At 73.7% G+C, this 18130-nt stretch carries 17 protein-coding genes; 1 reads left to right on the top strand and 16 read right to left on the bottom strand.

Going from position 1 to position 18130, the window contains the following annotated elements:
• Positions 1 to 21 precede the first annotated feature (21 nt).
• Positions 22 to 1203 carry a cytochrome P450 gene (locus tag WBK50_RS32430; RefSeq protein WP_341339579.1) on the top strand — a complete coding sequence of 394 codons (1182 nt, stop codon included), beginning with the start codon at positions 22 to 24 and terminating at the stop codon, positions 1201 to 1203.
• Positions 1204 to 1257: 54 nt separating this feature from the next.
• On the opposite strand, the gene WBK50_RS32425 is transcribed toward WBK50_RS32430, so the two are convergent.
• From WBK50_RS32425 to WBK50_RS32350, 16 genes are all read right to left on the bottom strand, one after another.
• Positions 1258 to 1932 (bottom strand): DUF4328 domain-containing protein, encoded by a 675-nt coding sequence (locus WBK50_RS32425; protein WP_341339187.1) that lies wholly within the window; start codon positions 1930 to 1932, stop codon positions 1258 to 1260.
• Positions 1908 to 2207 carry a hypothetical protein gene (locus tag WBK50_RS32420; protein WP_341339186.1) on the bottom strand — a complete coding sequence of 100 codons (300 nt, stop codon included), beginning with the start codon at positions 2205 to 2207 and terminating at the stop codon, positions 1908 to 1910. Before WBK50_RS32420 ends, WBK50_RS32425 begins: the two co-directional genes overlap by 25 nt.
• 7 nt (positions 2208 to 2214) lie before the next feature.
• Positions 2215 to 2541, bottom strand: coding sequence for a rhodanese-like domain-containing protein (locus WBK50_RS32415; RefSeq protein WP_341339185.1), 327 nt, complete (start codon positions 2539 to 2541; stop codon positions 2215 to 2217).
• Positions 2542 to 2662: 121 nt separating this feature from the next.
• A complete protein-coding gene (locus tag WBK50_RS32410) occupies positions 2663 to 4261 on the bottom strand; it encodes a solute symporter family protein (RefSeq protein WP_341339184.1) in 1599 nt (532 codons plus the stop codon).
• The gene (locus WBK50_RS32405; RefSeq protein WP_341339183.1) at positions 4258 to 4593 is read right to left on the bottom strand and encodes a DUF485 domain-containing protein; all 336 of its coding nucleotides are present in this window, start codon (positions 4591 to 4593) and stop codon (positions 4258 to 4260) included. The genes WBK50_RS32410 and WBK50_RS32405 overlap by 4 nt, the downstream gene beginning before the upstream one ends.
• 139 nt (positions 4594 to 4732) lie before the next feature.
• Positions 4733 to 6556, bottom strand: a complete 1824-nt coding sequence (locus WBK50_RS32400; protein WP_341339182.1) for a sodium/solute symporter — start codon at positions 6554 to 6556, stop codon at positions 4733 to 4735.
• Positions 6553 to 8301, bottom strand: a complete 1749-nt coding sequence (locus tag WBK50_RS32395) for a sodium/solute symporter (RefSeq protein ID WP_341339181.1) — start codon at positions 8299 to 8301, stop codon at positions 6553 to 6555. The genes WBK50_RS32400 and WBK50_RS32395 overlap by 4 nt, the downstream gene beginning before the upstream one ends.
• Before the next feature lie 9 nt (positions 8302 to 8310).
• The gene (locus WBK50_RS32390; protein ID WP_341339180.1) at positions 8311 to 9096 is read right to left on the bottom strand and encodes a hypothetical protein; all 786 of its coding nucleotides are present in this window, start codon (positions 9094 to 9096) and stop codon (positions 8311 to 8313) included.
• An 805-nt stretch (positions 9097 to 9901) separates the two neighbouring features.
• A complete protein-coding gene (locus WBK50_RS32385; protein ID WP_341339179.1) occupies positions 9902 to 10780 on the bottom strand; it encodes a LytR/AlgR family response regulator transcription factor in 879 nt (292 codons plus the stop codon).
• A gap of 216 nt (positions 10781 to 10996) precedes the next feature.
• Positions 10997 to 11875: a S49 family peptidase gene (locus tag WBK50_RS32380; RefSeq protein ID WP_341339178.1), complete on the bottom strand. Its 879-nt coding sequence runs from the start codon at positions 11873 to 11875 to the stop codon at positions 10997 to 10999.
• 108 nt (positions 11876 to 11983) lie between these two features.
• Positions 11984 to 13189: a sensor histidine kinase gene (locus tag WBK50_RS32375; protein WP_341339177.1), complete on the bottom strand. Its 1206-nt coding sequence runs from the start codon at positions 13187 to 13189 to the stop codon at positions 11984 to 11986.
• A gap of 8 nt (positions 13190 to 13197) precedes the next feature.
• Positions 13198 to 14073 (bottom strand): DNA-formamidopyrimidine glycosylase family protein, encoded by an 876-nt coding sequence (locus WBK50_RS32370; protein WP_341339176.1) that lies wholly within the window; start codon positions 14071 to 14073, stop codon positions 13198 to 13200.
• An 8-nt stretch (positions 14074 to 14081) separates the two neighbouring features.
• Positions 14082 to 14528 carry a hypothetical protein gene (locus tag WBK50_RS32365; protein ID WP_341339175.1) on the bottom strand — a complete coding sequence of 149 codons (447 nt, stop codon included), beginning with the start codon at positions 14526 to 14528 and terminating at the stop codon, positions 14082 to 14084.
• Positions 14529 to 14613: 85 nt separating this feature from the next.
• The gene (locus WBK50_RS32360; RefSeq protein ID WP_341339174.1) at positions 14614 to 15120 is read right to left on the bottom strand and encodes a cupin domain-containing protein; all 507 of its coding nucleotides are present in this window, start codon (positions 15118 to 15120) and stop codon (positions 14614 to 14616) included.
• Between the two features lie 53 nt (positions 15121 to 15173).
• Positions 15174 to 16421 carry a cytochrome P450 gene (locus WBK50_RS32355; protein ID WP_341339173.1) on the bottom strand — a complete coding sequence of 416 codons (1248 nt, stop codon included), beginning with the start codon at positions 16419 to 16421 and terminating at the stop codon, positions 15174 to 15176.
• Positions 16422 to 16448: 27 nt separating this feature from the next.
• Positions 16449 to 18005, bottom strand: coding sequence for a bifunctional metallophosphatase/5'-nucleotidase (locus WBK50_RS32350; protein ID WP_445942331.1), 1557 nt, complete (start codon positions 18003 to 18005; stop codon positions 16449 to 16451).
• Positions 18006 to 18130: the final 125 nt, after the last annotated feature.

The raw sequence follows: 18130 nt of genomic DNA, 5'->3' as shown, positions 1-18130 counted from the left end.
GGGTGCAAAGGTAGCGGAGTGGTGCCGTTCGACCCTGCTGACCCCGCGTTTCTGGCCGATCCGTATCCGACGTTCGCGCGACTGCGGGCCGAGGCCGAGGTCCACCCGCATCCGGGGCTCGGCATTCCGGTCGCCGTGTCGCACGCGGCCTGCTCCGCCGTGCTGCGCCGCCGCGACCTCGGCCGGATCTGGGCGGACGCGGAGCCCGCGGACTCCTTCACCGCCTTCAACCTGCTGCACCGCAACTCCCTCCTCGAACGGGAGGGGCCCGGACACTCGCGGCTGCGCGGGCTCGTCGCGGCGGCGTTCGGGCGCGGGCACACCGCCCGGCTCGCGCCCCGGGTGCGCAGGCTGGCCGCCCGGCTCGTCGACGACCTGGCCGCCCGCGTCGCCGACGACGGCGAGGCGGACCTCCTCGAGCACGTCGCCGCGACACTGCCGGTGGAGGTGATCGCCGAACTGCTGGGCGTCGAGGGGCCGGAGCGCGCGCTGCTCCGAGGATGGTCGAACACGATCGTCACGATGTACGAGCCCGATCCGGGCGAGGACCGGCGGGCGGCGGCGGAGAAGGCGTCCGCGGAGTTCGTCGGGGCACTGCGCGAGCTCGCCGCCTTCCGCCGCCGGGCGCCGTCGGACGACCTGGTCAGCGGACTGCTGGCCGAGGCCTCCGCGGACGGGGCGCGCCTCTCCTCCGACGAGCTCGTCGGCACCGCGGCGCTGCTGCTGATGGCCGGGCACGAGGCCACGGTGAACGTGATCGGCAACGGGGTCCTCGCCCTGCTCCGCCGCCCCGACGAATGGGCCCGGCTGGGTCCCGCGACGGCCCCGACGGCCGTCGAGGAGCTCATCCGGTTCGACGCGCCGCTGCAGCTGTTCGAACGGACCGCGGTCGTCGACGTCGAGGTGGCCGGGTTCCCGGTGCCCGCCGGGACGAAGATCGCCGCCCTGCTGGGGGCCGCCGCGCACGATCCGGCGGTGTTCGCCGAGCCCGGGCGCCTGGACCTGGACCGGAACCCGAACCCGCACCTCGGCTTCGGTGCGGGCGTGCACTACTGCCTGGGCGCCCCGCTGGCCCGGCTCGAGGTCGCGGCGGCGCTGGAGGCGCTGCGCGAGCGGCTGCCGGCCCTGACGCTCGCGGGCGAGCCTCCACGGCGGCCGGACTTCGTCATGCGGGGACTGGTGTGCCTTCCGGTGACGACCTGACACCGCACTCGTGGCCCCTCCGTGTCGCCACGCGGAACGAAAGGACCACGAGCGTCATGCGGGTACGGGTTCCGCCGGCGGCCTGACCGCGACCAGGATCTCCCGTCGCTCCCCCGTCGGCGGGGCGAGCAGCGCCGTGAGCCGGCGGGTGACCTTCAGGGTGAGCACCGCCGTCGCGACCGCCGTGAGGTCCACCAGCGCGTGCAGCACCACGCCGTCGGCGCGGGCCTGGGCGCCCGTGCGCAACGACCACAGCAGCGTGAGGACGCCCAGCACCACGCCCAGCGCCCACACGGCCCACCAGAGAAGGACCAGCCGGGACGGCCGCGGCCGCTCGTCCGGGGAGCGGTCCAGCCCGGCGTGCTCGATCTCCGCGAGCAGCGAGCCCGGCACGCTCAGGTTCGGCCCCGGCACCAGCCAGCCCAGGACGACCGTCAACGGGCTGCGGGAGGGCCGGGTGGCCGTGCGGTCCCCCGCGGCCTGCAGAGCGTGCAGCGACCACGTGACGAGGACCAGCCCGCAGGGCACGAACGCGGCGACCGAGGCCCACCCCGCGGTGCGGACCAAGCCGTCCGACCAGCGGACGGCCGTGGTGGACAGGGCGTCCGTGCGGCTCGCGAGCAGCAGGAAGTACCGCCAGGTCTCGGCCCCGGCGGCGACCAGCGCGACGGCGGCGGTGATCCACAGCAGCGGCACCAGCCGGCTCAGCGCGACCCGGGCGCGCAGCATCGCGCTCGGCGGCGCGGGCGGCGTGCTCGTCCGCCACGGCCCCGGGGGAAGCCCCAGCGCGGGACGAACGCGTAGCGCGGCGGGCCCCCGTAGGGCGGGCGCGGGGACGTGCGCACCGGACGCCGCGCCGACGGCGGTGTCTCGGCCACCCACACCAGCGCGGCGAGGTAGCGCCCGCAGTACGGGCAGAACGGCCCGGCGCCCGGCGGCGCGGTGCGCCCGCAGCGCGAGCAGGCCGGCTGGCGGGCTGCCCCGGGCGGGTTCGGGCCGGACATGGCGGGGTCAGACGATCTCGGGGGCGCGGCCCTCGTCCGCCACGACCGCCCGGCCCTGACCGGCCCAGGCCTGCATCCCGCCGTCGACGTTCACCGCGGGGTAGCCCTGCCCGGCGAGGTAGGCGACCACGCGGGCGGAGCGGCCGCCGGAGCGGCACACGACATAGAGGGGCTCGGCGTCCGGGATCTCGGAGATCCGGGCGGTGAGCTCGGACATCGGCAGGTGGACCGACGTCGGCGCGCGGCCGGCGGCCCACTCGTCCGCCTCACGGACGTCGAGCATCGTGGCGTCGGCGGGCAGGTCGGCCACGGTCACGGACGGGACAGCACTCATACCCCGATCCTGCCACGCGCCCCCGTCAGCCCGCCGTGAGCGCACGCGGCCCCGGACGGCAGGAAAGCCGTCTTCCCGCCGGATCCGGCGGGAAGACGGCTTTCCTGCAGGTCGGGGAGGGCTAGTGCGAGACCGCCTTCTCCGCGCCCGCGCCCGTCAGGGAGCGGACCTCCATCTCCGCGAACTTCTCGGTGTCGAACCGCTCCCGGCGCCCCACGAACGTCCCGACGATCCCGAGCAGGAACGACAGCGGGATCGAGACGATGCCCGGGTTCTCCAGCGGGAAGATATCGAAGCCGCCGTTCGGCAGGATCACGCTCTTCGGGCCGGACACGACCGGCGAGAAGACGATCAGCAGCACGCAGCTGGCCAGGCCGCCGTAGATGCTGAACAGCGCGCCCATGGTGTTGAACCGCTTCCAGAACAGCGAGTACAGCAGCGTCGGCAGGTTCGCCGACGCGGCGACGGCGAACGCGAGCGCCACGAGGAACGCGACGTTGATGCCGTTGACCAGGATCCCGCCGACGATCGCGACCACGCCGACGATCAGCGCCGTCATCCGCGCGACCCGAACCTCGTCCTGCGGTCTCGCCTCGCCCTTCTTGAGCAGGTTGGCGTAGACGTCGTGCGCGAACGAGGCCGACGCCGTGATCGTCAGCCCGGCGACGACCGCCAGGATCGTGGCGAACGCGATCGCCGAGATCAGCCCGAGCAGCACCTCGCCACCGAGCCGGAACGCCAGCAGCGGGGCGGCCGAGTTGACCCCGCCGGGGGCGGCGGCGATCGCCTCCGGCCCGACGAGCGCGGCGGCGCCGTAGCCCAGGACCAGCGTGAACAGGTAGAAGATGCCGATCAGCCAGATCGCCCAGACGACGGAGTTGCGGGCCTCCTTGGCCGTGGGCACCGTGTAGAAGCGCATCAGGATGTGCGGCAGCCCGGCCGTGCCGAGCACCAGCGCCAGGCCGAGCGAGATGAAGTCCAGCTTGTTCGTGTACTGCAGGCCCGGCGCGAGCAGCGCCTCGCCCTTCGGTGACGCGTCGACGGCCGCGCCGAGCAGCGCCGAGAAGTCCAGCCCGTACTTGCCGAGCACCCATGCGGTCATCACCGCGGCGCCGACGACCAGCAGCCCCGCCTTGATGATCTGGACGTAGGTGGTGCCCTTCATCCCGCCGACCAGCACGTAGACGATCATCAGGACGCCGACGACGCCGATCACGATGCTCTGTCCGAGCCGGTTCGAGTTCGGGATCTGCAGCAGCAGGGCGATCAGGCCGCCGGCTCCTGCCATCTGCGCGAGCAGGTAGAAGAACGACACCACCAGGGTCGACGTCGCCGCCGCCGCCCGGACCGGACGCTGGCGCATCCGGAAGCTCAGGACGTCGCCCATCGTGAACTTGCCGGTGTTGCGCAGCAGCTCCGCGACCAGCAGCAGCGCGACCAGCCAGGCCACGAGGAAGCCGACCGAGTAGAGGAAGCCGTCGTAGCCGTTGACGGCGATCGCGCCCGCGATGCCGAGGAACGACGCCGCGGAGAGGTAGTCCCCGGAGATCGCGATGCCGTTCTGCGAGCCGGTGAAGGAGCGCCCGGCGGCGTAGTAGTCCGACGCCGTGCGGTTGCTGCGGCTGGCCCGGTACACGAAGACCAGCGTGACCAGCACGAACGCGACGAAGATACCGATGTTGAGGCCGACGCTGCCGACCTGCTGCTGAGCCGTGGTCATCGGACCTGCCCCTCGACCAGGTGCCGGATGCGCTCCGCGGCCGGGTCGACGTGCCGGTTCGCGAACCGGACGTAGACCGTGGTGATGGCGAACGTCGAGACGAACTGCGCCAGCCCGACGACCAGCCCGACGTTGACGTTGCCGAGCACCTTCGTCGCCATGAGCTCCGGCGCGTAGGAGGCCAGCAGGACGTAGGCGAGGTACCAGACCAGGAAGGCCGCGCTCATCGGGAAGACGAAGCGGCGCAGCCTGCGGCGGAGGTCCGCGAACTCCGAGCCGGCCTGTACCCGTTCGTAGACGGTGCCTTCCCTGCGTTCCTCGGTGGTGCTCATGACGATCCCCGTTTCTCATGACGCGGGAACCCGGTGTGGCGGGCCCCACGTGGCGAACGAGGGAACGGTCGCCCAGCCACGGCCGGGCACGGGAGGGTACCCGGATGGGCATCGACCGGTTACGGAACGCTGCCGACGATCAGGCCGGACCCGCGGACCGGTCGCCCGGTGCGGGCTCGTCGAGCTTCGCCCGGTCACGGTCCGAGATCGCGTCGTGGCCGGTCATCGCATCGCGGCTGAGCCCGAGGCGTTCCGGGGCGTGCAGGCGCAGCATCACCGCGTCGACGTCCGAGGGCCGCTCCTTCGCGGTCAGCAGGCTGACGACGATCATGGCCGCGAACGCGAGCGGCACGCTGACGATCGCGGGCCGGTAGAGCAGGACGCCCAGCGCACCCGACTCCACGAACCCGGCGAGGCTCGCGCCGACCGCGCCCGCCGAGACGATCCCGCCGGTCAGCAGCCCGGCGACGGCGCCCTTCGCCGTCAGGCCCCGCCACCACACGCCGAGGACGAGCAGCGGGCAGAACGTCGACGCGGCGACGGCGAACGCGAGGGCGACGGTCTCGGAGAAGTCCAGCTTGGTCACGCCCAGCGCGAGCGCGACGGGTGCGGCGCCGGCCAGCACGGTCGCGATCCGGAAGTTGGAGATCTTGAACTCGCCGAGCCACCGGCCGCGCAGGACGTCCGTGCTCAGTACCCCGGCGAGGCTCACCAGCAGACCGGAGGACGTCGACAGGAACGCGGCCCATGCGCCCGCGGCCACGACCCCGCCGAGCACCGCGCCGGCCGCGCCGCTGCCGAGCACCGCGGTGGGCAGCAGCAGCACCGCCGCGTCCGTCTCCCCGCCGACCAGCAGCTGCGGGGTGTAGAACCGGGACAGCGCGCCCAGCAGCGTCACCAGCAGGTAGAACACGCCGAGCATGGCCAGGACCACGACCGCGCTGCGCCGGGCGGCCCGGCCGTCCGGGTTCGTGTAGAAGCGGACGAGGACGTGCGGCAGGCCCATCGTGCCGAGGAACGTCGCGACGATCAGCGAGTAGATGCCGAGCAGCTGGTGCGGGTCCGCGCCGGACAGCGGGAGCAGCCACTCGTCGTCCGCGACCGGCGCGCCCGCGACGACCGGCACCGCCGAGCCCGCCGGGAACGTCAGGTCCGTCTGCGCGCCGACGTCGTGCCGGGTACCCGCGAGCCAGGTCTGCGGCTCGACGGGGGTGACGTCGCGGCCGTCGACCCGGCCGTCGGCGACGACCGTGACCGTCCGGCCCGCCTCCAGCGTCACGTCGGTGCGCACGTCGACGGTGGTGCGGTCCGCGAACGTGGGCGGCGCGGGCCGGTCGTAACTGTGCCCGCTGCGCAGGAAGAAGATCAGCGCGATGAGCGCCGGCAGGGTGATCGCGGTGAGCTTGAGCCAGTACTGGAACGCCTGCACGAACGTCACCGAGCGCATCCCGCCCAGCGCCACCGTGAGCACGATGATGACCCCGGCGGCCATCTCGCCGATCCACGCCGGCAGGCCGGTCACCGTCGTGACGGTGAGCCCGGCGCCCTGCAGCTGCGGGAGCAGGTAGAGCCAGCCGATGAGCAGCACGAACACCGTGCAGACCAGGCGGACGCCGCGCGAACGCAGCCGGACCTCGGCGAAGTCCGGCACGGTGTAGGCACCCGAGCGGCGCAGCGGCGCGGCGACGAAGAGCAGCAGCGACAGGTAGCCCGTGGTGAAGCCGACCGGGTACCAGAGCGCGTCGACGCCGTCCTTGAGCACCAGGCCCGCGATGCCGAGGAACGACGCCGCGGAGAGGTACTCGCCCGAGATCGCGCCGGCGTTCGTCCGCGCGCCGACGGTGCGGGACGCGACCAGGAAGTCCGACGTCCGGCGCGCCCGGTGCCCCATCGCGCCGATGACCGTCGAGGCGAGCGCGACGAGCAGGATCGCCGTCAGCGCCGCGATCGCCGTGACGCTCATGCCTGCGCCCCGGCCGACGGCTGCTGCTCCGCCCGGTCGTGGTCCAGGCCGAGACGCTCCGGCGCGTGCAACCGGAGCAGCGTGCGGTTCGCGTCGAGCGGGATGCGCGACCGCGTCCGCCTGCTGACCAGGATCATCGTGAGGAACGCGAGCGGCGCGGTGACGGCGGCCGGCCGGGACAGCAGGACGCCGAGGATCCCCTCGCGGTCGATGAGGAACAGCGTGTAGACGACGCCGACCAGCGACGTCACGCCGCCGACGCACATCCCGGCGATGGCCCCGGCCGACGTGAGCCCGCGCCACCAGATCCCCAGCACGAGCATCGGGCAGAACGTGGACGCCGCCACGGCGAACACGAGCGGGACGGTCTGGGAGAAGTCCAGCCGGGTCACGGACAGGGCCAGCGCGATCGGCAGCACGGCCGAGAGCACGGCGGCGAACCGGAAGTCCCGGAACCGTCCGCGCAGCACGTCCGTGAACAGGACGCCCGCCAGGCTCACGACCAGGCCCGAGGACGTCGAGAGGAACGCCGCGGCCGCCCCCGCGGCGACCAGCCCACCGAGCAGCCAGCCCGGCCATCCCGCGCCGAGCACCGCGGTCGGCACGAGCAGCACGGCGCCGTCCGTCCGGCCGTCGACCAGCAGCTGGGGCGTGAACAGGCGGGACACCAGGCCCAGGAGCACGGACAGGACGAACGTCCCGCCGATCATCGCCAGCACGACCACGGTGGTCCGGCGCGCCGCGCGGCCGTCCGTGTTCGTGTAGAAGCGGACGAGCACGTGCGGCAGGCCCATCGTGCCCAGGATGCCGGCGGTCAGGACCGAGTAGATCTCCAGCAGCCGCTCGCCGTCCGGCCCGGACAGGGGGTCCAGCCAGGCGCGGTCCGTGCTGGGCGAGCCGGCCGGGACCGGGACCGGCTCCCCGGCCGGGAAGCGCAGGGTCGCCCCCGCGGCGACCTCGTGCACACCGGGGGCCCAGGTGATCGGCGCGGCGACCGGGACGCCGTCGACGGTCCCGGTCGCCGTCAGCTCCACCGGCTCGGCGACCTCCAGCCGGACCGGGGTGCGCACGTCGATGGTGGTCTCGGCCGGGAAGACCGGGGCCGTGGGCCGGTCCAGCGCCCCGTCGTGGGCGAAGAAGAAGCCGAGCGCGACGACCGTCGGCACGAGGAGCGCGGTGAGCTTGAGCCAGAACTGGAAGGCCTGCACGAAGGTGATCGAGCGCATCCCGCCGGCGACGACCGTGAGCACCACCAGCACCCCGGCGCCCAGCACCCCGGCCCACGACGGCAGGCCGGTGAGCGTGGTGAGGGACAATCCGGCGCCCTGGAGCTGCGGCAGCAGGTAGAGCGTGCCGATGAGCAGCACGAACGCCGTGCAGACCGCGCGCAGCGGGCCGGGCCCGAGCCGGGACTCGGCGAAGTCCGGAACCGTGTACGCGCCCGAGCGGCGCAGCGGGGCGGCGACGAACAGCAGCAGCGCGAGGTAGCCCGCGGTGAAGGCGATCGGGTACCAGAGGCCGTCCGTGCCCTCCCGCAGGACGAGCCCGGCGACGCCCAGGAAGGTGGCGGCCGAGAGGTACTCCCCGGAGATCGCGGCCGCGTTCGGGATCGTGCCGACCGTGCGGGAGGCGACCAGGAAGTCCGACGTGCTGCGCGCGACCCGGACCCCGAGCGACCCGATGACGGCGGAGACCACCCCGACGAGGGCGATCGCGACCAGGGCGATGAGCGATGGCGTGTCCAACGGGGCGGATCAGTCCTGGACGTCGTCGGCGAAGCTCTGCTCCACCTTCTCGGCGGCGCGGGTGTGCAGCCAGCCCAGGCCCAGCAGGAACGGGTAGACGAGCACGCCGAGCAGCAGCCACGGCAGCCGGATGCCGAGCACCTCGATCTGCCCGATCTCCGGGAACACCGCGAACAGGGCGGGGAGCAGCCCGAGCACGATCACCGCGAGCGCCCCGATGCGCAGGGCGACGATCAGCTGGCTGCCGATGAGGTTGCTGCGCAGCAGGTCGCCGACGGCGGTCCCCTCCTGCACCTCGACGACGGTGCGCACGCTCCGCGCGTTGCCCTTGCGCTCGGACAGGACGACGCGGACGCGCTTGCTCGCGAGATCGTCGTCCGCGGGGGACCGGGCACCGAGGGGCCGGCGCTGCTCGGGGGCGGACGCGGTACCGCTGTGCGCGACGGCGGGGGCCGGGCCGGTGACGAGCTCCGAGTCCGACGGTGCCTGCCCGGAGGGGGCCGCTGCCGGGGCCTTCAGGGGCGCGACGACGTTCGCGGCGGCGGTCCGGTCGTCGGCGACCGGGGGGATCACGCCGACGTCGGTCCGCTGCAGGTCGGTGTTCGCGAAGGCGGACTCGTCGAGGTCCGGGCGGACCCAGACCAGGCCGTCCTCGGCGTCGTCCAGATCGAGGTGGAGGTCCTCGTCGTCCGGGGGCGGGGCGGTCCGGCGGCCGGGATCGGTGCCGTGCAGGCGTCCGGGCACGCCGCCGAGCCGGTCCGCGGGCACCTGGGCGGCGGTGCCGGACAGCGGCATGGGCGCGGAGGCGGACCGCGGCGCGTACGCGGCGGGGCCCGGCCGCAACCGGTCGGGTGGGACCGGCGGCAGGGTGCCGGGCGGAACGGAGCCGGCACCGTCGCGGCCCGGCCAGGCGGTCTCGGGGGCGGTCCGGCCCTGGGGGCCGGTGGTCGGGAAGCCGGTGCTCCGGGGGCCCGTGCTGTGGGGCCCGGTGTCCCCGGGTGCGGGGCCGATCGGTCCGGGGGAACCGCACCGTTCCCCCGCGGCGGAGTGGCCGGCCTGCCACGGGTGACCCGCTCCCAGCGGACGCCCTCGGAGTCGTGGCGGACCTCCGTGTCCGGCATCGGGTACGGCCGGACCTGCGGGGCGGGCCCCGGCGGCGGGTCGGGCAGGGCCGGCGGAAGCGGTGCTGACGAAATCGGGGCCGACGAAATCGGGGCCGGCGGGAGCGGGCTCGCGAGCCCGGCGACCGGCGGGTACGCCACGTCCTCGGGATCCGGGTACTCCTCGCGGTCCCGCGCGAGCAGGTCCTCGACGCCGAACTGCACGGTCGAGTCGTCCTCGCGGGCGTGCCGGTTGTTCGTGCCGGAGGCCGCGTTGGCGTCCATCCGGCGGCGGATCTGCTCCTGCAGCCAGATCGGGCCGGAGTCCTCCACGGGATTTCGCGCCACGTCGTCGTCCGGGTCCGCACGCGGGTCCCCCGACGGGCCGTCCGGGGGCGTGCCGGGCGCACGTCCGCGCGGCCGGCCGTCGTCCGCCGACGGGGCCGGGCCGGCGGGACCGGCGCGGCCGACCCCTCCGGCCCGCCCGTCGACGGACGTGCTCACCTCTGGCTCCACGCCTGCTTCGTCGCGCGGACCAGCCGGTCCTTCAGCTCACGGGTGTGCCGGCGGCTGACCGGCAGCTCGGCGGTGTCCTGGCCGGACCCGACCCGCACCACGTACCCGGATCCGGACAGCCGCAGCTCGGTGACCAACGGCAGCGCCACCAGGAACGAGCGGTGGATGCGGACGAACCCGGCGTCCCGCCAGCGGTCCTCGAGCACCGAGAGCGGGATCCGCACCAGGTGGCTGCCGTCCGTGGTGTGCAGGCGGGCGTAGTCCCCCTGCGCCTCGACGTAGCGCACCGCGGAGCGCGGCACGAGCTTCGTGGTGCCCGCCAGCTCGACGGGGATCACCTCGTCCTCGTTGCCCTGCTCCTGCGCCGGCTCGGCCGCCGCGACGGTGGCCCGGTTGGCCAGGATGCGGTCCAGGGCGGCACCGAGCCGCTCCGAGCGCAGCGGCTTGAGCAGGTAGTCCTTGGCCCCGACCTCGTAGGCGTCGACCGCGCGGTCGTCGTGCGCGGTGACGAAGACCACCTCCGGCGGCTGCGCCATCGAGCTGAACACCCGGGCGAGCTCGAGCCCGTCCAGGCCCGGCATGCGGATGTCGAGGAACACCACGTCGACGTCCGTGCGCTCGGCGATGCCCGTTCCGGTGACGGGGTTCGTCGCACCGTTGCGGGCCGCGTGCGCCACGGCCGAGGCGTCCCCCGCGCTCGGCCGCTCGTGCAGGATCCGCAGTGCCTCCGTCGCGTTGCCGGCCTTCAGGACCACGTCGACCCGGGCGTCCTCGTCGAGCAGGAAGGCCAGCTCTTCGAGAGCGGGCTCCTCGTCGTCCACCGCGAGTACGACCAGACCTCCGGAGCTGTCGTTGCTGTCCACGATCTCCTCATCCTGCGTGCCCGGTGCTCCGGCCGGGCACGACTCCCCACGTCGTTCTCGACACTCTCGACGAACTCGTCCCCGGCTCCGACGACCATGGTGACGGTGATTCGGGCCCAATGCCAGAGCACCGCACCAAACAGCGACCGATCGGCTACCCACCGGAAGTGTCACCTCACGGTTCACCCACCGGTTTTCCGCCCACCACCGACGAAGCTACAGACCGTAGCGTGCCCATGTCGCTCTGATGTCGGCAGCCTGGGCCACGCCGAGCATCGAGTCGACGCCCGCCAGGCTGCGCGCGGCGGCCGGTGCTCCCAGGCCGAGCCTGGCCAGGAGGGGTTTACGTCCCTCCACGGGCGTGAGCTCGGCGTCGGGAAACCGTTCGGTGAGCACGCCGCGGGGCGTGCCGAGCCCGTCGACGAGACCGACCTCCACCGCCCGGGCGCCCGTCCACACCTCCCCGGTGAACAGGTCCTCGTCCTCCTTCAGCCGGTCCCCGCGCCGCTCGGTCACCCAGTCCTGGAACAGCACGTGCAGCTGGTCCTGCAGGCCGCGCAGCCACTCGACGTCCTCCGGCCTCTCCGGGAGGAACGGGTCCAGCCGCGACTTGGAGCCGCCCGCGGTGTAGAGCCGGCGCTCGATCCCGAACCGCTGGATGAGGCCCTCCAGCCCGAAGCCCTGGCTGATCACGCCGATCGACCCGACGATCGACGTCGGGTGGGCGTAGATCTCGTCCGCCGCGCACGCGAGCCAGTACCCGCCGGAGGCCGCGACGTCCTCACAGAAGGCGAGGACCGGCACCTGGTGTTCCTGCGCGAGGCCCCGGATCCGGTCCGCGACGAGCGCGGACTGCGTGGGCGACCCGCCCGGGGAGTTGATCAGCAGCGCGACCGCCGCGAGCCGCTCCACCGCGAACGCGCGCTCGAGGACCTTCTCGGTCGACTGGGCGTTGATCACCGCGCGCGGGACGGGCCCGGCCTGCGGGCTGATCACCCCGTGCAGCCGCACCATCGAGACGACCGGCTTGTCCGACCGCTCCCCGAGCCTGCCGGGGAGTTTCGAGGTCAGCCGGTCCTGCAGTGAAGACACCATGGCGCCCAAGGTACGCGGGACCCACCCCGCGTCATGGAGCCACGACGCGGCCCGACCGGGGTGCATTTCCGCGTCGTGGAGCCACGACGCGGCCCGACCGGGCGCACTTCAGACGCGGATACCGGCGCGGAACTTCGGGACCCGGAGGGTGATCTTCATGCCCGCCCCGACGGCCGTGTCCACGACCAGGCCGAAGTCGTCGCCGAACGCGGAGCGCATCCGGTCGTCGACGTTTCCGAGGCCGACGTGCGCGCCGGAGAGGTGGGCGTCGTCCAGGTCCTCGGTGAGGCGCGCCGGGTCCATGCCGACGCCGTCGTCCTCGACGATGATCACGCACTCGGCGCCGGCGTTCTCCGCGGTGATCGTGATCGTGCCGCCGTTGGGCTTGCCGGACAAGCCGTGCCGCACCGCGTTCTCCACCAGCGGCTGCAGCGCCAGGAACGGCAGGACGACGTTGAGCACCTCGGGCGCGATCTGCAGCTTGATGTTGAGCCGGTCGCCGAACCGGGCCTTCTCCAGCGCGATGTAGCGCTCGATGTTCGTCAGCTCGTCGGACAGCGTCGTGTACTCCCCCGCGGTGCGGAACGAGTAGCGGGTGAAGTCCGCGAACTCGATCAGCAGCTCACGGGCGCGGACCGGGTCCGTCCGGATGAAGGAGGCGATGGTCGTCAGCGCGTTGTAGACGAAGTGCGGGGAGATCTGCGCGCGCAGCGCCCGGACCTCGGCCCGGTTGAGCCGGGCCCGGGACTGGTCGAGCTCGGCGAGCTCGAGCTGGCTGGAGACGTAGCGCGCGACCTCGGCGGTGGCGCGCAGCAGCACCGGGCCGGCCGTCGACGTCGTCAGCGCGGCCAGCGTGCCGATGATCGCGCCGTCGCTCTCCAGCGGCACCACGACGATCCCGCGGACCTCGCACGCCGGGTACTGGCAGGCGATCGACGTGTGCGACATGACCTGCTGGCGCCCGGTGGAGATCACCTGGTCCGCGAGCGAGGTGACGTCCGGCTTGTGCTGGTCCGCGTCCCCGTCCCAGGCCAGGACCTCGCCACGGCCGTCGGTCATGCTCAGCGCGCAGGTCTCCAGCAGCGTCCGCAGGTACGGCAGCGCGAAGGACGCCGAGTTGTGCGAGAGGCCCTCGCGCAGGGCCGGCGCGGCGAGCGCGACGGTGTGCAGCGTGGCGAAGGTGGCCCGCTCGAGCGGGCTGGCGAAGGTGTTGCGGCGGGCGCGGCGGATCAGGATCAGCGCGACGGTCACGACGACCGCCAGCACCCCCAGGCTGAGCAGCAGCACTGCCGGTGGGGCGAGCAGCTCTCCCAAGATCCGTCCTACCTCACCAACCGCGACAACCGCCGGTCGGCGAGAGGCTTGCCGCCGGTCTGACAGGTCGGACAGTACTGGAACGACCGGTCGGCGAAGGAGACCTCCCGCACGGTGTCGCCGCAGACGGGGCACGGCAGCCCGGTCCGCGCGTGCACCCGCAGGCCGGAGCGCTTCTCCCCTTTCAGGGTCGCCGCGCCCTGCCCGACCGAGCGGTCCACCGCGTCGGTGAGGACGGCGTGCATCGCCACGGCCAGCGCGTCGATCTTCTCCTCCGGGAGCCGGCCGGCGACGGCGAAGGGGGAGAGCTTCGCGGTGTGCAGGATCTCGTCGCTGTAGGCGTTGCCGATCCCGGCGATCGTCTTCTGGTCCACCAGCAGCGTCTTGAGCCGGGCGCCCTGCCCGGCCAGCAGCTCGGCGAGCTGGTCCCGGCCCAGGGTCAGGGCGTCCGGGCCGAGCCGCGCGACCCCGGGGATCTCCTGCGGGTCCCGGACCAGGTAGACCGCGAGGCGCTTCTGCGTGCCGGCCTCGGTGAGGTCGAACCCGGGCCCGCCGACCGTGTCCAGGTGCACCCGGAACTCCAGCGGCCCGCGGCCGGGCTTCGGCGGCGTGGTCGACGCCGTCTCGTGCCACCGCAGCCAGCCCGCCCGGGACAGGTGGGTGACCAGGTGCAGCTCCTCACCGGGCCGGTCGGCGAACTCGACGGAGAGGAACTTCCCGTAGCGCGCTGCGCCCGTCACCACCCGACCGACCAGCGAGGTCACCGGCGGGTCGAACGTCTTGACGGCGCTCATGCTCGCCACGTCCACGCGCGCGACGGGGCGGTAGACCGCGTTCTCGCGCAGATGGTGGGCCAGCGCCTCGATCTCGGGCGACTCGGGCATCGGGCCGCCTAGTTCACGGGCTGCAGCGGGCTGTCCGCATGCCCCGGGGTGGCCCGCGTCTTCAGGCTGCGGACGACGACGCGCATCTCCTCCCGGGCCTTGCCGATCCCGCGGACCATCCCGGTCCAGTTCTCGGCGGGCAGCCCGTCCTCGTAGCTGCCCTGGGTCTTGGCGTTGATCGTCCAGGGCCGGCGCAGGTACCAGCGCACCGGGAAGAACCCGAGGACGAGGATGAAGACCAGGATGTAGAACCAGGGGACGTTGACGCCGGCGGGCTTCCAGGCGAACACGACGACCCACATCACGAACAGCGACGAGAGGATCATCAGGACGGCACCGCGCCCACCGTCGACGTCGTGCTCGAACTCGTCCCCGGTGGCCGGGGTGGACCACTCGATGTTGCGCTTGACCTGCCACTCGCGCTGGTCCGCGCCGATGACCGTCTTCGTGCCCATGTCTCCCCGCCGCCACCCGGTGTTCGCAGCGCAACTGTCCCACAGACCGGCCGCACGTGGTGATCTCCACGTGCGGGTCCGGAGATCACTGCCCGGGGCAGGCGGGCGGGACCGGGGAGGACTCCGGCGCGCCGGGCGCCAGCAGGTAGGCGACGACGAGCCGCGCCGGCTCCGGACCGTCGTTGCGCAGCACATGGGGCACCGCGTCGGCCACGAACAGGCCACTGCCGGCGGCCACGTTCCGGGGATCGCACGCGTCCTCCTCGAGGACGGTCACCGCCCCGGACTCGACGACCGTGGTCTCGGTCCCGGGGTGCTGCTGCCAGCCGGTGGTCTCCCCGGGCTGCATCGTGATCGTCCGGACCGAGTACTCGGCGGGACCGGGCGTCCGGACGCGTACCGGGACGTCGATCGTCCCGCGGACCGTCTCCGGCAGTGCCGGGACCGCCACCGGCGCGGGGGCGGGGGCGGGGGCGGGGGCGGTCACCGTCACCGTGGCCGGCGGCGTCCCCAGCTGCCCGGGCTGTGCGCACCCGGCGAGCAGTGCGCCGGCGCCGAGGGCCAGAACGACGGCCCTGCCGTACCTCGTCACCGCAGGATCCTCCCGTGATCGTGTGCGGGCGAGACTAGGGCGTCGGCCGACGGTCACCAGCGCAGGGGCAGCCGGGTGATCCCGTTGATGAAGTTGGACGTGAGGCGGCGCGGCTCGCCGTCGAGCTCCACCTGCGGCAACCGGGCCAGGAACTCGGTGAAGAAGGCGCGCAGCTGCATCCGGGCGAACATCGCGCCGAGGCAGAGGTGCGGCCCCTGGCCGAACGCCACGTGGTCGTTCGGGGACCGGGCGAGGTCGAAGCGGAACGGGTCGGCGAAGCGGCGCTCGTCGAAGTGCGCGGACACGTGGTAGACGACGACCTTGTCCCCCGCGGCGATCCGCCGGCCGCCGAGCTCGACGTCCCTCGTCGCGGTGCGCCGGAAGGTGAGCACCGGCGGGTGCCAGCGCAGCATCTCCTCGATCGCGCCGGGCAGCAGCGCCGGGTCCGCCCGCAGCCGGGCGTACTCCGCCGGATGCTCGACGAGGGCGAGGACGCCCCCGGGCAGGGCGCTGCGGACGGTGTCGTTCCCGGCGACGACCAGCAGGAAGAAGAACATCTTCAGCTCGGCGTCGGTGAGCTTCTCGCCGTCGACCTCGGCCTCGACGAGCGCCGTCAGCACGTCGTCGCCGGGATCGCGGCGCTTCGCCTCGGCGAGGTGCTCGGCGTAGTCGAACATGTCCTGCAGCGCGGCGGGCGAGCGCGGGTTGACCGGGCTGCCGTCCGCGTCGGTGAGGACCGTGCCGTGCTCCGGGTCCTGGTAGCCGATCACCCGGTTCGTCCACTCCAGCAGCAGCGCGCGGTCCGCGGCGGGGACGCCGAGCAGGTCCGCGAGGTTCTGCAGCGGGAGGTCGTCGGTGACGTCGCGCGGGAGGTCGCAGCGCCTGTCGGCCAGCACGGCGTCGAGCAGCGCGGCGGCGCGCTCGCGGACCGTCCCGGCGAACCGCTCCAGCCGCCGGCGGGTGAACGCGCCGGTCACCAGCGTGCGCAGCCGGACCTGTTCGGGCGGGTCCATGTTGAGGATCATCCGGCGGATGAACGGCAGGTCCGCCGGCGCGGGATCGCGGATCTGCGTGGCCCCGAGCGAGGACGAGAAGTCCGCCGGGCTGCGCAGGACGTGCCGGACGTCGTCGTAGCGGGTGACGGCCCAGTACCCCGGCCCGGCCGGCCAGATCCCGACCTCGTGCTCCTCCTGCCAGGACACCGGATCGTCCTCACGCAGCCGGCGCAGCGCCTCGTGCGGGACCCCGCGCGCGAAGATCCGCGGGTCGAAGACGTTCTCGGTCACCGGCGACGTCGACACCCCCGGACCGTAACCCGCGGGCCGGGGTCACGGGGCGGTGGTGATCCGGGTGGTGGGCGGCGGGGCCAGGTTCGGGTGCGCCGCGAGGAAGGCGAGCAGGGCGTCGAGGTCGACCGGACCGCCGACGAGGTCCGTGCCCTGCGCGAACACGGTGAAGTTGTCCCCGCCCGCGGCGAGGAAGTTGTTCACCGAGACCCGGTAGCGGGCGGCCGGGTCCACCGCGACGCCGCCGATCGTGATGCCCGAGACCTTCTCCCCCGCGGGCGCGGCCTGCGACCAGGTGTAGGCCAAGGTCGAGGAGATCTGCAGGATCCGCGGGCTCTGCTGCTGCCACTGCTGCTCCAGGACGGCGTCGAGCTGCGCACCGGTCATCGTGATCGTCTGCATGATGTTGCCGAAGGGCTGCACGGTGAACGCCTGGCCGTAGGTGACGGTGCCGCCCTGCAGGTCCGCCCGGATGCCGCCCGGGTTCGTGATCGCGACCTGCGCCCCGGCCCCGCGCGTGGCCTCGAGCTGGGCATCGGCGATGACGTCACCCAGCGGGGACTCGCCGGACGGTCCTGCGGCCCGCACGAGGTCCCCGGCGAGCGAGCCGACGGGCTCGTCCGCGATCGGCGCGGCCTTCGCCGTGGCCTCGGCCACCAGGGCCTCCACGGCCGGGTCCGGCGGCACGTCCCGGGTCACGATCTCGTTGCGCGCCCGGGTGTCCGCCCGCACGACGTCGCCGGTCCCCGGGTCCACCGCGAGATCGACGACGGACAGCAGCCGGCCGAAGGACAGCCCCTGCACCAGGGGGCGCTGCACACCGGCCGGGTCGGGAACGGAGCAGGCGTACTGCTGGTGGGTGTGGGCGGTGAACACGGCGTCGACCGCTGCGGAGACCCCCCGGGCGATCGCCGAGCCGGGCCCGTCCGGCTTCACGGCACACTCCGACGGGCCGCCGCCGGCACCCTCGTCGCCCTGGTGGAGGAGCACGACCTGCGCCTTCACGCCCCGCGCCGTCAGGGCGTCCGACGCCGCGTCGATCGCCTCGATCTCGTCGGTGAACCTCAGCCCGCGCACCCCCTCGGCCGAGACGACGGTGGGCAGGTCCCGCAACGTCGCACCGATGACGCCGATCCGCACCCCGCCCACCTCGACGACGGTCGACGCCGGCAGCGCGGGTTCCCCGGAGTCCCGCACGACGTCGGCCCCGAGGATCGGGAACGTGGCGCCGGCGAAGTCCGGGCGGAACTCGCAGCCGTCAGTCGGGTGGCAGCCGCCGGCCTGCATACGCTGTAGCTCGGCGTAGCCCTCGTCGAACTCGTGGTTGCCGGCGGTCGACGCGGCGACGCCCAGCTGGTCCAGCAGGTCGATCGTCGGCTCGTCGTGGAAGAGCGCGGACGCGACGGGCGAGGCGCCCACGTTGTCCCCCACCGAGAGCAGGACCGAGGGGACCTGCGCGCGCAGCTGCGCGACGTGCGTGGCGAGGAAGGCCGCGCCGCCCGCGTCCACGTCAGCGCCGCCGGCGTCGACCACCCGCCCGGACGACCCGGAGGGCGGTTCCAGGTTCCCGTGCAGGTCGTTGAGGGCGATCAGCCGCACCGCGACCGGGGTGCCGCCCGGGGCGGGCCGGACACGGCCATCCCCGCGAGCGCGAGGAGCGACCCGACCACGAGCGCCCCGACCACGAGCAACACGGTCCGGGTCCTGCGGGAGCGGGTACTCGA

Origin of the sequence: Pseudonocardia sp. T1-2H (assembly GCF_038039215.1) — a bacterium.
Lineage (GTDB): Bacteria > Actinomycetota > Actinomycetes > Mycobacteriales > Pseudonocardiaceae > Pseudonocardia.
This window is presented reverse-complemented; position numbering and strand designations above follow the sequence as displayed.